The sequence below is a fragment of the Marinomonas sp. G8-14 genome (genome assembly GCF_055808935.1).
On the sequence record NZ_CM147891.1, the window covers coordinates 2,730,016 to 2,749,033 of the forward strand.

Annotated in this window: 21 protein-coding genes and 1 pseudogene; 4 read left to right on the forward strand and 18 right to left on the reverse strand. The window is 43.0% G+C overall.

The annotated features are described in order from the left end of the window. Positions 1-345: 345 nt before the first annotated feature. Positions 346-1,578 carry a sugar MFS transporter gene (locus AC0L6V_RS13990; RefSeq protein WP_418138368.1) on the forward strand — a complete coding sequence of 411 codons (1,233 nt, stop codon included), beginning with the start codon at positions 346-348 and terminating at the stop codon, positions 1,576-1,578. A 77-nt stretch (positions 1,579-1,655) separates the two neighbouring features. Here AC0L6V_RS13990 and AC0L6V_RS13995 read toward each other — a convergent pair whose 3' ends face one another. The 10 genes from AC0L6V_RS13995 to ffh form a co-directional block, all read right to left on the reverse strand. Then, the gene (locus tag AC0L6V_RS13995) at positions 1,656-2,762 is read right to left on the reverse strand and encodes a GGDEF domain-containing protein (protein WP_265217811.1); all 1,107 of its coding nucleotides are present in this window, start codon (positions 2,760-2,762) and stop codon (positions 1,656-1,658) included. A gap of 120 nt (positions 2,763-2,882) precedes the next feature. Next, entirely contained in the window at positions 2,883-3,602 is a 720-nt protein-coding gene (locus tag AC0L6V_RS14000; protein ID WP_265217812.1) for a 16S rRNA (uracil(1498)-N(3))-methyltransferase, read from the reverse strand. Positions 3,603-3,690: 88 nt separating this feature from the next. Next, positions 3,691-5,076, reverse strand: a complete 1,386-nt coding sequence (thrC, locus tag AC0L6V_RS14005; RefSeq protein ID WP_418138370.1) for a threonine synthase — start codon at positions 5,074-5,076, stop codon at positions 3,691-3,693. A gap of 12 nt (positions 5,077-5,088) precedes the next feature. After that, on the reverse strand, positions 5,089-6,390 hold the full coding sequence (locus AC0L6V_RS14010; protein ID WP_265217814.1) for a homoserine dehydrogenase: 1,302 nt from the start codon (positions 6,388-6,390) through the stop codon (positions 5,089-5,091). A 174-nt stretch (positions 6,391-6,564) separates the two neighbouring features. Next, positions 6,565-7,284: a thioredoxin fold domain-containing protein gene (locus AC0L6V_RS14015; RefSeq protein ID WP_265217815.1), complete on the reverse strand. Its 720-nt coding sequence runs from the start codon at positions 7,282-7,284 to the stop codon at positions 6,565-6,567. A gap of 104 nt (positions 7,285-7,388) precedes the next feature. Beyond that, positions 7,389-7,751, reverse strand: a complete 363-nt coding sequence (rplS, locus tag AC0L6V_RS14020; RefSeq protein WP_111608147.1) for a 50S ribosomal protein L19 — start codon at positions 7,749-7,751, stop codon at positions 7,389-7,391. Between the two features lie 69 nt (positions 7,752-7,820). After that, positions 7,821-8,573, reverse strand: coding sequence for a tRNA (guanosine(37)-N1)-methyltransferase TrmD (gene trmD / locus AC0L6V_RS14025; protein ID WP_265217816.1), 753 nt, complete (start codon positions 8,571-8,573; stop codon positions 7,821-7,823). Between the two features lie 22 nt (positions 8,574-8,595). Then, the gene (rimM, locus tag AC0L6V_RS14030; protein WP_265217817.1) at positions 8,596-9,141 is read right to left on the reverse strand and encodes a ribosome maturation factor RimM; all 546 of its coding nucleotides are present in this window, start codon (positions 9,139-9,141) and stop codon (positions 8,596-8,598) included. Positions 9,142-9,156: 15 nt separating this feature from the next. Further along, positions 9,157-9,405, reverse strand: a complete 249-nt coding sequence (gene rpsP, locus AC0L6V_RS14035) for a 30S ribosomal protein S16 (RefSeq protein ID WP_111608144.1) — start codon at positions 9,403-9,405, stop codon at positions 9,157-9,159. Positions 9,406-9,587: 182 nt separating this feature from the next. Further along, a complete protein-coding gene (gene ffh, locus AC0L6V_RS14040; protein WP_265217818.1) occupies positions 9,588-10,964 on the reverse strand; it encodes a signal recognition particle protein in 1,377 nt (458 codons plus the stop codon). 130 nt (positions 10,965-11,094) lie between these two features. On the opposite strand from ffh, the gene AC0L6V_RS14045 reads away from it, so the two are divergent. The 3 genes from AC0L6V_RS14045 to AC0L6V_RS14055 all read left to right on the forward strand — a co-directional run bounded on the left by AC0L6V_RS14045 (position 11,095) and on the right by AC0L6V_RS14055 (position 13,646). Beyond that, entirely contained in the window at positions 11,095-11,862 is a 768-nt protein-coding gene (locus AC0L6V_RS14045) for a cytochrome C assembly family protein (RefSeq protein ID WP_265217819.1), read from the forward strand. Between the two features lie 82 nt (positions 11,863-11,944). Further along, positions 11,945-13,201: an HlyC/CorC family transporter gene (locus AC0L6V_RS14050; RefSeq protein WP_265217820.1), complete on the forward strand. Its 1,257-nt coding sequence runs from the start codon at positions 11,945-11,947 to the stop codon at positions 13,199-13,201. Positions 13,202-13,211: 10 nt separating this feature from the next. Continuing rightward, positions 13,212-13,646, forward strand: a complete 435-nt coding sequence (locus AC0L6V_RS14055) for an NUDIX hydrolase (RefSeq protein WP_418138371.1) — start codon at positions 13,212-13,214, stop codon at positions 13,644-13,646. A 92-nt stretch (positions 13,647-13,738) separates the two neighbouring features. On the opposite strand, the gene AC0L6V_RS14060 is transcribed toward AC0L6V_RS14055, so the two are convergent. The 8 genes and pseudogenes from AC0L6V_RS14060 to AC0L6V_RS14095 all read right to left on the reverse strand — a co-directional run bounded on the left by AC0L6V_RS14060 (position 13,739) and on the right by AC0L6V_RS14095 (position 18,975). Then, positions 13,739-14,047 (reverse strand): YqfO family protein, encoded by a 309-nt coding sequence (locus AC0L6V_RS14060; RefSeq protein ID WP_265217822.1) that lies wholly within the window; start codon positions 14,045-14,047, stop codon positions 13,739-13,741. A gap of 47 nt (positions 14,048-14,094) precedes the next feature. Continuing rightward, on the reverse strand, positions 14,095-14,958 hold the full coding sequence (locus AC0L6V_RS14065) for a DUF72 domain-containing protein (RefSeq protein WP_265217823.1): 864 nt from the start codon (positions 14,956-14,958) through the stop codon (positions 14,095-14,097). Beyond that, positions 14,955-15,463 (reverse strand): annotated as a pseudogene (greB, locus tag AC0L6V_RS14070) (transcription elongation factor GreB). The gene AC0L6V_RS14065 and the pseudogene greB overlap by 4 nt, the downstream one beginning before the upstream one ends. Before the next feature lie 111 nt (positions 15,464-15,574). Beyond that, positions 15,575-16,405 carry a mechanosensitive ion channel family protein gene (locus AC0L6V_RS14075; RefSeq protein WP_265217824.1) on the reverse strand — a complete coding sequence of 277 codons (831 nt, stop codon included), beginning with the start codon at positions 16,403-16,405 and terminating at the stop codon, positions 15,575-15,577. A gap of 68 nt (positions 16,406-16,473) precedes the next feature. Then, a complete protein-coding gene (locus tag AC0L6V_RS14080) occupies positions 16,474-16,845 on the reverse strand; it encodes a hypothetical protein (RefSeq protein ID WP_265217825.1) in 372 nt (123 codons plus the stop codon). Continuing rightward, positions 16,845-17,303, reverse strand: a complete 459-nt coding sequence (locus tag AC0L6V_RS14085; protein ID WP_265217826.1) for a DUF2489 domain-containing protein — start codon at positions 17,301-17,303, stop codon at positions 16,845-16,847. The genes AC0L6V_RS14080 and AC0L6V_RS14085 overlap by 1 nt, the downstream gene beginning before the upstream one ends. 158 nt (positions 17,304-17,461) lie before the next feature. After that, positions 17,462-18,274 carry an inositol monophosphatase family protein gene (locus AC0L6V_RS14090; protein WP_265217827.1) on the reverse strand — a complete coding sequence of 271 codons (813 nt, stop codon included), beginning with the start codon at positions 18,272-18,274 and terminating at the stop codon, positions 17,462-17,464. Between the two features lie 32 nt (positions 18,275-18,306). Continuing rightward, positions 18,307-18,975: an alpha/beta hydrolase gene (locus tag AC0L6V_RS14095; RefSeq protein WP_265217828.1), complete on the reverse strand. Its 669-nt coding sequence runs from the start codon at positions 18,973-18,975 to the stop codon at positions 18,307-18,309. Positions 18,976-19,018 lie beyond the last annotated feature (43 nt).

Genomic DNA, 19,018 nt, shown 5'->3' on the forward strand with positions numbered 1-19,018 from the left:
GATTAGCAGATTCCCTAAGAATAACACGAAAATGGCCACTCACGCGCGACTTGCCGTCTCTAGAACAAAGACTCTTACATCGCACGACCGCTTCATTAAAAAAATAAAATGCTTAAAAATCAACCCCATAAAACCATTAGGCTTTGTTACATTCGCCGCTAAAAAGAGAGACTTTCTTACAAAACTCACGCAAAAAAGGAATGTTTTAGACTATCCGTCTCCTGAGTAGGAACCTGACCAGAAAGTTAAGATATTCGGTGCTATGATGCCGCACTTTTTTGATTTGGATAACTCTTCTAAAGATAAAAATTGAGCTGTACTCGTTTTCACTGATCGGAAAAAAACATGAACAACCACGCATCCAAGGCTAATAAGCCACAGTCAAACCAAAGGTTTGCACTCATCGCTCTAACGTCACTCTTTTTTATGTGGGGATTCATCACCTCTCTAAATGATATCTTGATCCCTCACTTAAAAGCGGTATTCGACCTTAGCTACACACAAGCTATGATGATACAAATGTGCTTCTTCGGTGCGTATTTTATCGTCTCACTCCCTGCAGGAAACCTGGTGAAAAAAGTCGGTTTCCAGCGTGGAATAGGCATAGGTTTAATGATTGCCGCGGCTGGCTGCCTACTTTTTATTGCAGCCGCAAAAGCACAACAATACGGTATATTTTTAACCGCACTGTTTGTATTAGCAGCAGGTATTACCATTCTTCAGGTGGCTGCCAACCCGCTGGTTACGGTGATGGGGCCAACGGAAACGGCATCCAGTCGCCTAACGCTTTCTCAAGCCTTTAATGCGCTAGGTACAACCGTAGCCCCAATCATTGGTGGCACCCTACTGTTTACTGTTGCCGGACAATATGAGACCAAAGCCCAAGAAGCCGAAAGTGTTATTATTCCTTATATTGCTTTGGCCATTTTGCTTGTGCTGTTAGCGGCTATTTTCACCAGAATTAGCCTTCCAACACCGTCTAACATAGAAGAAGACACAACAGAGACTCCAAGCGCTAGTATTCTCAAACACCGCCACCTTACTTTGGGCGCCATTGCTATATTCATGTACGTTGGTGCCGAAGTGGCCATCGGCAGTTTATTGGTTAATTTTTTTGGACTTGAGAATATTGCGGGACTTGCGGAAATGGATGCTGCCCATTACGTTGCCTATTACTGGGGTGGCGCCATGGTGGGACGCTTTATTGGCGCAGCTCTCATGCAGCGCATCTCTGCTGGGGCTCTGCTCTCCTTTAACGCTGTCGCGGCAATAGCGTTAATTGCGAGCGCCATTCTAAACGATGGCTATATTGCTATGTGGTCTATTCTATTAGTTGGTCTATTTAACTCAATCATGTTCCCAACGATCTTTAGCCTTGCATTAAAAGATCTGTACCTACAAACCAGTCGCGGCTCCGGTTTACTTTGTCTAGCCATTGTTGGTGGCGCTATATTACCGGTTCTACAAGGGTACATGGCAGACTCTATCGGCCTTCAAATATCCTTTATCATACCGATACTTTGTTATGTATATGTGACTTACTACGGCATTCTAGGTTCTAAGCCAAAAGCAGAATAATTACCCGCAAACATAATCCCTTTTTAGAGTGCCACTAAAAAGGGATTATGATATTGGATGGGGTTACAAGACATTCCCTACCCCCTTCGAGTTTGATTACGACCCGCTCTCTTTGCGTTATATAAATGATTATCCGCTAACGTAATGGCTTCTCGCAACGGTGTGGATTCGTTCATCGTCGCCACACCAAAACTTAGAGTCATATGAAACCTATGATCCAAATAGACAAATTCATGTTGCTGCACTCGTTGTCGTATACCTTCTGCTAATGCATAAGCTTCAGACTCACTGCAATCACACACAGCAATCAAAAACTCTTCTCCTCCCCAACGAGATGCTAGACCCTTTTCTGGAAGCGACGCCTGAATAAGATTCGCTAGCTCGACCAGCGTATAGTCTCCAACATCATGACCATATTCGTCGTTTATTCGCTTAAAAAAATCAACATCCGCTAAAAGTAAATGAAAACTAGAATAAGAACTCGTCTCTAAACGTTGCAGCATACCTCTTCGATTCAATAGCTCTGTCACAGGGTCTCTGTAGGCTACTAACTTCAACTTAGCAGAAGTTTCTTTCAATTCTTGGTTAAAACGAGACATGGAGTATTCGTATATTCCAGACAGGAAAACCACAACAATAAACGAAAACAGAATTCTAGATTTTAGACTAGGATCATATCCAAATTCGTCAAAATGGTTATTGGTAAAAAACATGGTAATAATTAAGGCAAGGGTGAAAAAACTCAGCTCAATCAAGCCTCTTTTCATCCCATGCAAAAACAAAGAAACCGCTGGAACACAATAAATCCAAACGTGCCCTGTCCCCTTTACGCCACCTGTATAAACAAGATAAATCATCAAAATATACAGTGGATAAATAACGAAATTACCAGAAAAGGCATGATTATGAGTACGGCGTAAATAAATATGATTAACTGTGTATAAAAAGGCGATCAATAATAAGAAACAACCCAAAATAGGCTTTCTTTCGTACAAGGCAACAAGACCCAAAGGAAGGGTAAAAAGAACACCGACCGAGGCGAACAGATTAATAATAAATACTCGACGAACATCTTCTGAAAAAACATCGTCAGTAGTCCCTACGTAGAAAAAAGTCAGCCAAGACGATTTGGCTTTATTTTTAAGCGTATTTTCAGCTTTCAATTTATCTAATTGGTTCGTCATGCATACTCTCCGACCCAGCGTCTCTAAGTCGTATATGGCTAATATCCCCCAATCCTACACCAAAGTATTAAATAGCTCCTCTAATAACACCTCCGCTTTACAAATAACAACATTCGATTATTAAGCCGGATACAGGCGTGATAATAAAACAGGAACCACTGTTTCTACTTTTAGAATCCTATCACCTAAATGAACCGACTCCATGCCTGCTTCATGCCATTTACTCACTTCAAATTCATTCCATCCACCTTCAGGGCCAAGTGCTAAAACACAAGGCTTTTGAATATCAACTGGACAGCGTTTAGCTAAATAAGGGTGCGCAAGCAGTCCTATTTTACCTTTTAAAATATCTGGCAGTTGATCTTCTACAAAAGGACGAAACCTAGGAATTAAAGACCACTTTGGCATCATAGTATCTTTAGCTTGCTCAAGACCTTCTAATAAAAACTGCTGAATCGATTCTGTCTGTAGAACAGGGCTTTGCCAGTAACTTTTTTCCACTTTGGCAGAATGAATCAGGTATAACTCCTTCACCCCCATTGTTGCAATGTTCTGCAAGGTACGCTTGAGCATATTCGGTCGTGGTAGCGCCATCACCAATACCATAGGCAAAGGGGTTGGTGGCGGTGACGACAGTTGCAAGGAATGAATATAAGCAGGTTTACCGTCACTGGCAGGCTCATAAATACCCTCACCCATATTGCCGTTCAACACCCCCACTCTCAGCTTATCACCACGCTGGACTTTAATGACTTTACTGACATGAGCTTGCTGACGCTCAGTCAACGTATAAGAGCCATCTTTTAAGGCACAATGGGGATCGAGTAATATGATATTCATCTAAAAAGCACAAAAAGAGTAAAGGAAAAAGAAACGGCCAATCTAAGATTGGCCGTTTCAGTCGATCTAAAAAGCAGTTTGGCTGCGCTTAAATATTCTTGGCAACAAAAGCTTGAACTGCACTTAAGTCATTATCCAAAACGTCATAGGATTCTTTACGCTCGAATAAATCTTTCATGTGCTCAGGCAGTGAAGGAGATTCACAGCCTGCTTTCTCTACAGCTTCTGGAAACTTCACTGGATGCGCTGTTGCCAAAGTAATCATAGGCACAGACTTATCTTTCCAGCAATGACGGGCTGCTTCCAAGCCAATGGCAGTATGTGGATCCAGCAGATATTGCGTATCAGCAAAGACATCGGCAATCACTTCACAGGTTTTTTTATCGTCCACCTTGTAGCTATCAAAATGCTCTTTAACATAAGACCATGCTTTGTCATTCAAGGTCACGTCACCTTTGTTAAAGCGCGCCATCAATTCATCTACCTGAACACCATCGCGATTATGCGCATCAAACAATAGACGCTCAAAGTTACTAGAAACCATGATATCCATACTTGGAGACAAGGTCACATTCAAGGCTTGGCGACTCATGTCATTCTCTGCAATCACACGGTGCAAGATATCGTTCTGGTTGGTCGCCACGACAAGTTGATCAATCGGCAAGCCCATTTTCTTCGCCAAGTATCCCGCAAAAATATCACCAAAGTTACCAGTCGGAACAGAGAAAGACACCTTACGATGTGGCGCACCAACAGACAAAGCAGAAGAGAAATAGTAAACAATCTGAGCCATGATACGAGTCCAGTTAATCGAGTTAACCGCACCTAACTTGGCACCCTTCAAGAAAGACTGATTAGCAAAGCTGGATTTCACCATACCTTGGCAATCATCAAAATTGCCTTTAACGGCAATGTTATAAACATTGTTATCAATCACGGTTGTCATCTGGCGGCGCTGCACCTCAGAAACACGCTGATAAGGGTGCAAAATGAAAATATCCAAATGGTCAGAATGACGACAACCTTCAATCGCTGCAGAACCAGTATCACCCGATGTTGCACCTAGGATAACTAACTTCTCTTTGCGCTCGGACAAAACATAATCCATAAGACGACCAAGCAACTGCAAGGCAAAATCTTTAAATGCGAGAGTTGGACCACGGAACAATTCGAGGATCCATTCGTTATTACCAACCTGAACCATAGGCGCAATAGCACTGTGATTAAAACCCGCATAAGCATCATCAATCATCGTTTTAAAAGCGTCAGCTGGAATATCACCTTCCACAAAAGGCCACATTACCTTAAAAGCCAGCTCTTGATAACTTAGGTTCGCCCAAGAGGCGATCTCTTCTTTGCTGTAATGGGGCAAGGTTTCTGGCACATACAAACCGCCATCGTTAGCTAGACCTGCCAATAATACGTCACCAAAAGAAAGCGCTGGCGCTTTACCACGAGTAGAAATGTATTTCATATTTGCTCTCTCTTACGCCAAGTTTTCAACACGGATTCTTTGCACAGTTCCCGCAACATCCGGCAAGGCTTCAATCGCCGCTATTGCAGCATTCATATTGCGCTCTTTAACATCATGGGTCATTACCACCAATGGCACCAACTCACTGCCTTCGCGCTCACGCTGAATCAAAGACTCAATACTAATGTCGTTCATCGACAAAATCTGAGTAATATTAGCCAACACACCTGCGCGGTCTTTTATCGTCATATTCAGGAAGAAACCACATTCAATTTCCTCTACTGACAAAATTTGCATGTTAGACAAAGAGTCTGCTTGAAATGCTAAATGAGGCACTCGATTGGTTGGATCCGCCGTCAAAGCACGAGCAACATCAATCACATCAGCAACGACAGACGAGCCGGTCGGCAATGCGCCAGCGCCAGCACCATAGGTCAAGGTTGGTCCCACCACATCACCTTGAACCATAATGGCATTCATGACGCCATTCACATTAGCAAGTAGCTGCTTACGAGAAATCAGCGTAGGGTGAACGCGAAGCTCAATACCCGCCTTGGTACGGCGCGCAATGCCAAGATGCTTAATCGCATAGCCGAGCTGATGAGCGAACTCTATGTCTTCAGAGGTAATACGACTGATGCCTTCGGTATAGGTTTTTTCAAACTGCAATGGAATACCAAACGCAATGGAAGCTAAAATCGTCAGCTTATGTGCCGCGTCTATTCCTTCAATATCAAAGGTTGGGTCTGCTTCTGCATAGCCAAGCGCTTGTGCTTCAGCTAACACTTCACCAAAGTTTCGATTCTTTTCACTCATCTCCGTTAAGATGAAATTTCCTGTACCATTGATGATGCCCGCTAACCATTCAATGCGATTTGCGGATAAACCCTCTCGCAGTGTCTTAATAATCGGGATGCCACCTGCAACAGCCGCTTCAAACGCAACAATCACACCGTTCTCTTGAGCCTTGGCAAAAATCTCATTCCCGTGCTCTGCGATTAATGCCTTGTTTGCTGTCACAACATGCTTGCCATTTGCAATGGCAGTAAGAACTAGCTCTTTCGCAACAGAGGTTCCACCAATCAGCTCAAGAACAATATCAATCTCTGGGTTATTAACCACATCGAAAATATCACGGGTGACTTTTATACCAGTGGTATCACATACGTCATTATCGCGGCGTGCACCAACCTGTTCGATAACAATACTGCGGCCAACACGTCGTGTAATTTCTTCTGCATTATTACGCAAAATATTAAAACTACCGGATCCCACTGTCCCCAGCCCACAAATTCCGACTTTTACCGGTTTCAAAACAATACCCCACAGAGATAATTTAATTTTTATAGGACACTTAGTTGACGCAAAAAAAGGTGTTCGTGCCTGCTTAAGTGACAAACTAGATTTATTATAACGCCTGTAATTTTCAAACCCAACGTAGAAACAGCTGAAGAACACTCATGTTTAGTGAAATATTTCGCGATAAGACTATAAACCAAGCTCTTTTACCAACTCGGCTGCAGGCAAATATCCTGGCAAAAAGGCGCCATTATCTAGCACTATACTTGGCGTACCTCGTACCCCCACTTCATTACCCAGTTTATACTGATCCGCAACAGGGTTAACACACTTGTTTTCAGGAATTTCAGCGCCCTGCTTAACCTTAGTAAGCCACCCTTCAGGGTCTGCTGAACACCAAATACTTACCATCTTACGATACGCCTCAGAACCGACTCCCGCTCTTGGGTAGGCCAAGTAACGAACCGTCACTCCTGCGTCATTTAACTTTGGCACTTCTTTATGCAACATTCGGCAGTAACCACAATCAACATCGGTAAAGACTGTGATATGCGCTTTTTCATTCTTAGCCTTATAAACAATCATTTGAGACTCAGGAAGCGCTTCAATCTTAGTTAACTTTGCTTTTTCTGTCACATTCTCAAGCTTGGTACCATCAATGCGATAAAGATCTCCCGCAACAAAATATTTTCCATCTTGAGTGACATGCAACGTAGGACCATTTTTTAAAACAACCACATACAAACCTGCACCTTGGTGCAGCTCCGTACTTTCAATCTCATATTGAGGTAAAGCTGCCTGTACTGAAGATAAAACCGCTGATTGATCTGCCAATACGGTATTTGATAATGAAAATAAAAATACACTCATTGCAGTAACGAGAAAAGACTTACGAGAAGACTTCGTCATGAAAAACCTCAAAGACATGATAAATAGTCTCTATTAGGCCATACCTAGGTGGGTTAGTTCCATAAAAAAAGGCGACTCTCGTCGCCTTTTTTAAATAAGAAAAATTAACGCTTAGCCAATTTTTCTTTGATACGTGCAGATTTACCAGAACGCTCGCGTAGGTAGTAGATCTTAGCTTGACGCACGTCACCGCGGCGTTTAACTTCGATGCTTTCAACCAAAGGGCTGTACGTTTGGAAAGCACGCTCAACACCAACACCGCTAGAAATTTTACGAACGGTAAATGCTGAGTTAAGACCACGGTTACGCTTAGAGATTACAATGCCTTCATAGGCCTGTAGACGCTCGCGTGAACCTTCTTTAACTTTAACTTGAACAACAATAGTGTCACCAGGACCGAAGGCTGGGACTTCTTTTGTCATTTGTTCAGCTTCTAACTGCTGAATCAGTTTAGTTTTATTACTCATGGATGTGACTCCTAATGATATGGTTTCTTATCAGCATGAAGGTTCTTCTTTCTGATAAGCTCGCAATCCCTACTCTGCCGAGGTTGAATCTTCAGTTTCGCGAATAAACTCTTCTAACAGCAACTGCTGTTCCTTGTCCAACTCAAGGTTCTGCAGAAGGTCTGGCCGGCGCTGAAAAGTTCTTCCGAGCTTTTGCTTTAAACGCCAGCGTCTAATCTCCTCGTGGTTGCCACTAAGCAGCACCGATGGCACAGGTTCACCATTAAGCACTTCTGGGCGAGTATAATGCGGACAGTCCAACAGACCATCAGAGAATGAATCTTCATCCGCAGACGCTTGTTTTCCTAACACTCCTGGTACCATACGAAATACAGCATCCATAAGCGCCATTGCCGGCAACTCACCACCACTTAGGACAAAGTCGCCAATGGACCATTCCTCATCAATCTCAGATTGAATCAAACGCTCATCAACGCCTTCATAACGACCTGCTACCAGAATAAATTCTGCTTGTTTAGCAAGTTGTTGCACGCCTTCTTGCGTTAGCGTACGCCCTTGAGGGGATAGATAAATAACTTTTGCATTGGGTACCGATAATTTGGCACTCGCAATCGCATCTTTGAGAGGCTGAACTTTCATCAGCATCCCTGGACCACCACCATAAGGTCGGTCATCAACAGTCTTATGTTTGTCATATGTAAAGTCACGGGGATTAAAAAAATCCACCTCAACTAACCCTGACTTAATGGCTCTGCCTGTTACTCCATACTGAGTAATGGCCTGAAACATCTCCGGAAAGAGCGATATAACGCTAACCTTCACGTTGTGACCTCAGCTTATCGGTTTAAAATTCTGGATCCCAATCCACCACCATTTCCTGCTGCTCTAAATCGATGTTTAGAACATAAGTGCCTGGGGCATAAGGAATCAGTCGCTCTTCACGATCAAAGCTACCTTCACACGCGCGGACAACGAGAACATCATTCGCACCAGTTTCCATAAGTTGAGAAACCTTCCCTAAGAGGATACCCTCTTTGGTAATAACCCTCAGTCCTTCCAGTTGGCTCCAGTAATAATCACCTTCTTCCAATTCTGGTAGTTCTGTTGCATCTATATAAATGTCCATACCACAGATATCTTTTACTTGATCTCTGTCGTTATAACCTTTTACTGATGCCACCAAGCCCCGTCCTTGCAAACGACCTTGGCTTAATTCTACAGTCTTCCACCCACTAGGAGTTTTCAACCACCAATGCTTGTAATCAAAGATCCCTTGCATTGGATCGGTGTGCGAATATAACTTCACCCACCCTTTAACACCATAAACTGATGTAATGCGTCCAACCACAAGGGCTTGCTCTGGAGCGGCCGCTTGTTTTAATTCAGACATAGCACTACCTCAGTATTAAGCGTTTTTACCAGCTTCTTTAACAAGCTGTGCTGCACGATCAGAAAGTTGAGCGCCTTGGCTAACCCAATGATTTACGCGTTCTAGATCAACACGTAAACGTTCTTCTTGACCACGAGCAACAGGGTTAAAGAAACCCAAACGCTCGATATAACGACCATCACGAGCACGACGGCTATCAGCCACGTTCAAATGATAGAATGGGCGCTTTTTAGAGCCACCACGAGAAAGACGAATAGTTACCATATGATTGGTTCCTTATTGCTTAACGAAACACCCCTTGCCGAGTCGAATTTTTGACTCATACTACAAGAAGGCGGCATATTCTAGTCGATAAACTAGAAAAACAAAAGGGCGATTTACTCGCCCCAACACTTTAATTGAAAGTTTTTTAACAACCTCCAATAAAAACAACGAAATAACATTGATTATTTCGGAAAACCACCGCCACCAGGGAAGCCGCCAGGCATCATTCCACCTAATCCGCGCATCATTTTTTGCATACCGCCCTTGGTACTAAACTTTTTCATCATCTTTTGCATCTGCTTATGCTGCTTCAACAAACGATTCAGGTCTTGTATTTGCAATCCAGCCCCCGTAGAAATACGCTTCTTACGAGAACCATTAATGACATCAGGGTTACGTCGTTCAGCGGGCGTCATAGAGTTAATAAGTGCCTCCATTTGAACAAACATCTTGTCATTCACCTTATCTTGGATATTTCCTAACTGCCCCATACCCGGCAGCTTATCCAACATGGAACTCATGCCACCCATGTTTTTCATCTGCTGAAGCTGCTCTTTGAAATCTTCCAGATCAAAGCCTTTGCCTTTTTTGAGCTTGCCAGCAAGTTTCTCAGCTTTTTCTTTATCAATCTTTTGCTCTGCTTCCTCTATTAAAGAAAGCATATCCCCCATACCAAGAATACGAGAGGCCAAACGGTCTGGGTGGAACGGCTCTAGAGCATCGGTTTTCTCACCTACACCCAAAAACTTAATCGGCTTGCCTGTAATGTGGCGAACAGATAATGCAGCACCGCCACGCGCATCACCGTCAGTCTTGGTTAATATCACCCCAGTCAGTGGTAACACATCACCAAATGCCTTTGCTGTGTTCGCCGCATCTTGACCTGTCATTGCATCGACGACGAATAGGGTTTCTATGGGGTTTACAGCCGCATGCAAGGCCTTAATTTCCGCCATCATCTCATCATCTATCGCGAGACGCCCGGCAGTATCGATGATCAAAACATCTTTATGGGCCTTCTTAGCATAATCGATCGCATTATTAACGATATCAATCGGCTTCTGCGATAAGTCACTGGGAATGAAATCAACACCCACTTCACCAGCCAGTGTTTCAAGTTGCTTAATAGCGGCTGGACGATAAATATCCGCACTCACCACCGAAACCGATTTTTTCTCACGCTCTTTTAAGTATTTTGCTAACTTTGCCGCAGACGTGGTTTTACCCGCCCCTTGCAAACCCGCTAGCAAAATAATAGCAGGGCGCGCCACACGAAGGTTAAGGCCATCGTTGGCCTGACCCATGACACTCTCAAGTTCCTGCTTAACAATTTTCAGAAAGACTTGACCAGGACTCAAGCTTTTTGAGACCTCCGTCCCTATCGCACGCTCTTTGACAGCCGCAATAAAGTCTTTAACTACAGGCAGTGCAACATCCGCTTCAAGTAATGCCATGCGTACTTCGCGCAACACGTCTTGTATGTTGTCTTCGGTTAATTTTGCTCGACCTCGAATACGATCAAGCGAGGAAGTTAAGCGATTCGATAAATTGTCGAACATATTTGCCCTCAAATTTTGGCTCTGAATGGAAAAAACCTACGGTTTCAGTTTATCCAAGGTGAAATTGTCTCTATTATAACGGATAAATGATTATCACCCTATACCTTTACCCTGCGGAACCTTTAGTTTCATGACTCAATTATCGCTTTGGCTTGCTTGTATCGCTTGTTTGATTGCTGGCACAGCGTATTACCTACGTCCAAGAAATCGTGCCACTCAATATATTGGAGCGATTGCAATCGCCCTGCACACCTTATCACTCACACAATTATTGCTTAGTAGAGACGGCTTTAATTTCTTGACCATTGGACTACTGATTGCATTAATCGGAAATAGCTTACTGTGGTTTAGTAATCGTGACAAAGATTTGTCTTTGCTGCTTGGCGCTGCCTTCCCTCTCGGTTCGGTCATTATTGCACTAAATGCCATCGAACCTTGGAACTTAACCCCCTTACACAGTAACTCCTGGGGTACAAGCGCTCACATTCTGATCGCATCCGTGGCTTACAGCTTATTTACGACAGCCTGCGGTGTCGGCATTTTACTTGCCATGCAAGAATATCAACTGAAGCATCACAAATTAAAGCAACTACTTAGAGTACCACCACTGCAAGTACTAGAACGTTTAATGTTTGAATTCATTTGGGCTGCTTTCATTTTATTGACCATTACTATAGCAACAGGTTTTTATTTTATTGAAGACATGTTTGCACAGCATCTTGTTCATAAAACGTTTTTCACTATCGCCTCTTGGTTTGTGTTTGCAGGGCTATTATTAGGAAGATACATAGCTGGCTGGCGTGGTCAACTAGCTGTCAAGCTAACGTTAAGCGGCTTTTTTCTATTGATGCTCGGCTATTTTGGCAGCCAAATAGTGCTGCAAATTTTATTGTCATGATAAACAAAGACACAAAGTCATTTGACACTAAGATCCTAAATACGAATAATCCTTTTATCTACATAACTGAGGCGATCCCTTTTTGAACGATATCCCCTTAAGTGTTCTTGGTGGAACACTTTTTTGTCTAATCATACTGTCCGCTTTCTTTTCGAGTTCCGAAACAGGGATGTTGTCGTTAAACAAATATCGACTGAAACATCTGGTGAAGAGCAAGAACCGTTCCGCAATGAAAGTAAGCACCTTATTAGAGCGCCCTGACAGACTCATTGGTGTTATATTAATTGGTAACAATTTTGTAAATATCCTCTCCTCTGCTATTGCCACTATCATTGCCGTTCGTCTTTGGGGTGATGCTGGTGTTGCCATAGCAACCGGCGCACTCACCATGGTGATTTTGATCTTCGCTGAAGTCACACCAAAAACACTAGCCGCTATACACCCAGAAAAAATCGCTTTCCCCGCATCATGGGTTTTGTCTGTTTTGCTAAAAGCCTTGTATCCACTCGTGTTTATAGTCAACACACTGTCAAATGGACTGTTACGCTTAATTGGCGTTCATGCCTCTCAAACCAATCATGACACTTTAGATTCTGAGGAACTAAGAACTGTTGTCAACGAGGCAAGCGGCTTAATACCTGCAGCCCACCAAGAAATGCTGCTGTCTATATTAGATTTAGAAAAAGTCTCTGTTGAAGACATCATGATTCCTAAAAACGAAGTCATCGGTATTGACCTTGAAGACTCGATAGAAGAAATCATTGAACAGATCTGCCAAAGCAGACACACACGCATGCCTGTCTACAATGGCGAAATAAACAAAATAATCGGTATCCTACACGCACGACATGCAGCCATGTTTTTACGCGACCCAATGCCATCCAAAGCGGCCTTGTTAAAAGCAACGGTTGAACCTTATTTCATTCCAGAAAGCACATCATTAAACACGGTGCTACTCAATTTCCAAAAGGATCACCAACAAATGGGAATCGTAGTGGATGAGTACGGAGACGTGCAAGGCATAGCAGCCTTAGAAGACGTGCTGGAGGAAATCGTTGGTGAATTTACACCACCAACACTAGACGAAGAAGAAGAGATACAAAGTCTCGATGATGGCTCTTTTAGAATAGAAGGATCAACGCACATCCGCGAAATCAATAAAACGCTTAATTGGCACTTGCCGACAAATGGACCAAAAACATTAAATGGCCTCATTATTGAAACACTGGAGTTTATCCCTGAGCACCCTATTAGCCTATGGGTCGGACATTACATGATTGAAATCCAAGAAATTGAAGACAAAGTCGTCAAATACGCAAAACTCCAATTAAAGCGTTAAGGAAAAACTCATGAGATACTGCCCGCAATGTGGTCATTCCGTCAACATGACCATTCCATCTGGTGATAATCGCATCAGAGCGGTGTGCCCAAATTGCGAGCATATCGATTACGACAATCCTAGGCTGATCACAGGAACAATACCCATATTTGACGGCAAAGTCTTATTATGTCGACGCAATATAGAGCCACGCCTTGGCTTCTGGACTTTACCTGCCGGGTTTATGGAAAACCAAGAAACCACCCGCGAAGGTGCTCTGCGTGAAACACTAGAAGAAAGTGGCTCCACGGCAATCTGTAAACAAGCCTTTAGCATGATCAGCATCCCTAGAATCAACCAAGTTCATCTTTTTTATATCGCAGAATTAGAAAAGGACGACTTTCATGCAACAGAAGAGAGGCTCCGAAGTTGCACTGTTTGGGCTGGACGAAATACCTTGGGATGAACTGGCGTTCAGTAGTGTTTCTAAAACCATAGAATTTTTCATTGCTGACCACAAAAAAGGCCAGTACGGTTTTCATGAAGACACCATTCACTTTAACACTGTATCTGAATAAAATGGTAGGCCACCTCTTCATAGGGGTGCGCTAACAACAAAGCCGCCAAAACACTCGCCTTAACTTCCTCACTCAACACCATTTCCACCCGATATTCATCAACAAGCTCTAATTCATCGACCTTACCAAGAAAAGGTGCCGCTCCTTTTTTCGGCCTAAACTGCCCCTGCCCTTTTACTTGCCAACAACAAGAATCATAGTTTCCCATTGAACCTGCACCAGCCGAAAACACAGCTTGTTTGACAGATTCTAAATGAGACTCAGGTACATAAAACACTAACGAATACATACTATTTTCCAACAGCTCTACAAAAGCAAAAACTCAACTTATTAAGCTCACCAAAAGCTAGCCTGCTCCTGACTTTGCGGCAGAAGTAAAGCGCTCTGATAATTGGGTGTTAATAAACGGACCTTTTTATCCAATTGTGCCGCTAGAGTGGGCGCCGCGATATTATCCGATGAATGCACAAACACACTTGGCGTGAGTCCTTCAGATAGCCACTGAGACAATTTAGCCGCCCACTGATCTAACCACAATTCATTACGCGGCAAATCCGGATGACCAATAAAACGCACAACTGGATGACTCGCAGTCGCAACGGGATGACAAGGCACTCTCGGCTTTTTCTTCTGAGCATCAACCAGACTTTCACAATAAGCTTCCGTAGAAAAAACTGGCCTAGAATCCATCACCACACGATTTACATGACGATCGGACAAGCCAGCTAAAAAACGCGGCTCGATATGAGCCTTATCAAAATAAGCTAAGTTTCGCACCTCTACAGACAAAGGTGTAGAAAGCGTCCACATATCACACAACGCCAAAATAGCATCTAAAGCCCGCTCATCACATATTGCAGGAAATTGTAGCATAGTTGGGCCAAGCTTATTCTGTAGCGGTTGCAGCGAAAGCATAAAGGCCACCCAATCCTGCTGAACATCAAGCCATGGACGTTCCAATAATCGATGCGTTACTGTTTGCGGTGCTTTAAAGCTAAATTTAAACCCTTCGCCAACTGAGTTATACCAACGCAATAACTGAGTATCATCGACTTTAGTATAAAAAGTACTGCCAACTTCAACCGTTGAAAACACTTGCGAATATCGACCAATTCTATCTCCAGCGGATAAAGAAGCAGCATAGAGCCAATTCACCCAAGCTGGATGTTGCCATTGTGCCATACCGTAATAAATAGTCATGCTGTTACTTGTCGGTACTCAACAGCATCAATAAGGTAGGTTTTCTCTCCACCGGCAAGGCGAATAACCACCTCATCCCCTTCTTGCTTTTTGAGTAAAGCCCGGCCACCGGAGAATCAATACTGATATAATTTGGATTATGGTCCAGTTCATCTGGCCCAACAATTCGATACTCTTTTATGCTTCCCATTTCATCTTCTAGTGTCACCCAAGCACCAAAAAACACTCGTTGTTGATCGCTAGGAAAGCGATCAACAACCGTACAAATGTCTAAACGCTTCTCTAAATAACGTACGCGACGGTCAATTTCACGCAGCTGTTTTTTGCCATAAATATACTCGGCATTCTCTGAACGGTCACCTTGTGCAGCAGCCTCCCGAACAGTTTCAGTCACGGCAGGACGCTTCTCTTTCCACAAATATTTTAGCTCTGCCAACAGAGCCTGAGCACCTTCTTGAGTAATATAAGCAGATTTTGGTGGTGAAGGGGGACGATATCGACTCATTAATAGCCACCTTTTCAATGATTAAAAACAACAGTAAAAACAAAAATGCCGCCAATGATTACTTGGCGGCATTATGAGCGTTATAGTGCTAAGAAATTACACCATATAAGCTTAAGATTCTTGCTTGTGCACGTGAACATCCATTTGAGGGTATGGAATACCGACACCACGCTCATCAAAAGCGTATTTAATTTTCTCTAAGAGATCGGCGCGCACAGCCCAATAATCTCCAGAAGCCACCCAAGGTCGCAAGAAGAAATTGACTGAACTGTCAGCCAATTCAGACACGGCAATTAAACAAGAAGGCTCTTTTAGAATACGCTCGTCAGCACTCACAATGTCTTCCATAATCTGTTTTGCCAAACGGATATCTGCGTCATAACTGATACCAATTACAAGGTCGAGACGACGAGTGGCTTCACGCGAAAAGTTCACAATAGAACCGTCCATGATCGACGAATTTGGCATGATAATAACGCGATTATCTGGTGTTTTAAGATATGTATGAAATAGCTCTATACGATTCACTGTGCCCATTTGGCCACCAGCATCAATAAAGTCACCCGACCGAAACGGGCGCAATAAAATAATAAGCACACCCGACGCAAAGTTAGACAAAGAACCTTGCAAAGCCAAACCAACGGCTAGGCCGGCCGCACCAAGAATGGCAATAAAAGAGGTCGTTTCAACACCGATTTGCCCCAGCGCCATTAAAGCCACACCAGCAAACATCAAAGCATATAAAATGCTCGATGCGAAGCCCGCCACCGCTTGATCAACAGACGCTTTGAGTAAGCGTTTTTCACACCAATGAGACACTTTGGCGGCAACAAATTTGCCCACAAAAAAAACAATGAGACCAATCGATAAATTAATCACTGTATCAACTAACCAAGGCATCCACTCAGATCCCTGCTCAAACAACGCCTCTAACTCATTCATAATGTTTAAACCCTATGCTCTTCCATTTTAAAATTTAGACCTTTTTCACGACAACCGTGCCAATGGCCTCAGACCAAATAGTGTAATTTATGCTGCCACTCATCAAGTAACAATTCCAGCTGTGATAACCCTTTTTTGTTAAAAGAGATACAAAACTGACCATTTATTAATTGCGTCCCTTTTATTCCAAACTCATCAATCAGCAAACACCGCTCTCTTAATTCATCCAGTGCATCATCGTCTCTCACCGTCATACCAAGAAAGGCATGCCATTCATATTCAGGCAAAACACCCTGTATCGCCCTTTTAAGCAAAGCAACACACTGCTCTTGTGTTAACCTATAATAAGGTACTTTCGATTGATGACGAATAAAAAACAACACCAACAAAATCAGCAATAAAAATAAGAAAACAATAGAAACCAGCAGTTGAATAAACATTATTTGAAATCATGAGCCATTAGCGATGCTTTCGCCCGCAGCAAATGCTCAGCGTATTCCGTTTCATATCCATCCATTTCTCGTCGAAATTTTATTTTCGCAGATTTTGGCAAACTCCCCCACTGCTCGTGGGTTGGAATGTGCTGTGTTTTTTCAGCCATAATGTAAAAAGCGGAAATATCGTCATGTTCCGACAAATCTTCACTCAACTGATCCAATAAATTTTTGATTCGAATGCTGGCTTCAATCCAATTAACCTCATCAGTCCCAGCCACACTCAACAACACCCTGATACTATCAATCCTTTTTTGACGCTCTTCAAGAAAGCGGTCTTCTCCTGCTTGAACCTTCTCTTCTCGTATTTTATTTAATTTAAGCTGATGCCGAATAAACCAAAGCGAAGCCACGATAACAAGCAATGAACACAGCAACATAATCAAAAAAGCAGTAAAAGACATAATCAATCCAATCAAAATAAATAGTAATCAAGCGAAGACTTAAGTATACCAAGTTGCGATTAATGCAACCCATCACCCACGCTGTTCAGATATAAATGCATATTGTTATGCTTGTTTTTACGGCATATTAATAAACATAAAACCCTCAAAGTCCCAGTCTATTTTTCACAACGTATCAAGACCAGAAGCTCTTTAAACAAGTGAGGCGTCGACACAATTAACCCTTCTCCATTAACCACTTCAGGCCAAATTGAAGTATGGGGTAAATAATATCCCACGACCGCCCCCGACTCTTCCGCAATTAACGCTCCAGCCACCATATCCCAAGGTTTCACACTTTCAAAATAAGCATCTAAACGTCCAGCCGCCACCCAACACAAATCCAGTGCAGCCGAGCCATTGCGACGAATATCCTGACAATGATGCAAAATACGTGATACACGATCTACAATCGGCAATAACGCTGTTTTTTGATAAGGAAACCCCGTTGCTACCAACGCATTCCTTAACTGTTTTGCACCAGAAACAGCCAAAGGTTTGCCATTACAAAAGGCACCTGAACCTTTTAACGCCCAGAAGCATTCCCCTAAAAATGGCGCGTTCACAACCCCTAAAATACGCTCTCTGCCGACATAAAGACCAATTGAAACCGCGACATGGTGATGCCCATGGGCAAAATTCACCGTACCATCAATTGGATCAATCACCCACACAGGCACATTGTCGGCAATAGCACTAAGGTCCATATGAGGAGATGACTCTTCTGATAAAATAGAATGCTTAGGATAATGCTCACGAATACGACCGCAAATAAACTGATCTACCGCAATGTCAGTCGAAGTCACTAACTCATGGTCCATTTTATAATCACGCACGAAACTTGAGTTCTTACGCGCTTCCGCAATCATATCGCCTGCTTTTATAGCAAGGTTTTTCGCAAACTCTAACCACTCGGTATAGTTGTTGGACACAAAGAACTCCTAACGTTTCCTACTTATTAACACTAAGCTAATACAGTATTTAGCCAGTGCGAAATATCTTGCGCCTGCTCAGGGCAAACTGAATGAGGCATATTATAAGTCTGATATGACACAGAATATCCCTTGGATAACAGGCAATCTTTTGCTTGCACCGCTAAAACTGGCGCAACCACTGGATCTTGCAAACCGTGATGAATGAGAATAGGAGTATGACCATTAGGACAAACATCCGCTTCAACCACCTCATTAGCATTAACCAAATAAGTCGATAATGCTAAAACACCTGCCAATACATGCTTAGATTGAAGTGCCGTCTGATAAGCAATAACGCCACCCTGAGAAAAGCCCGCTAATACAATACGATTTGGGGCGATACCTTGATTAATTTGATCCTGTATCAATTGCTCAATCTGACAACTGGATTCTGCAATATTAGCCAAATCCACTTTTCGCTCTAACGTCATTTCGTAAATGTCATACCAAGCTCGCATCATCATACCTCCGTTGACCGTTACAGGACGGCGCGGCGCATGAGGAAACACAAAACGGACCTTTAGCGTAGGCAACAAAGACAAGGCGGGAACCAAAGACTCAAAATCATGACCATCCGACCCAAGACCATGCAACCAAATAATGGCTGCATCAGGTTGATCGCTCGTTTCAACAAGAACAGATGGCAATAATTCAGTCATTTTTAACACTCCAAAAAAATAGGCTATAGCAGTTTGCCATAGC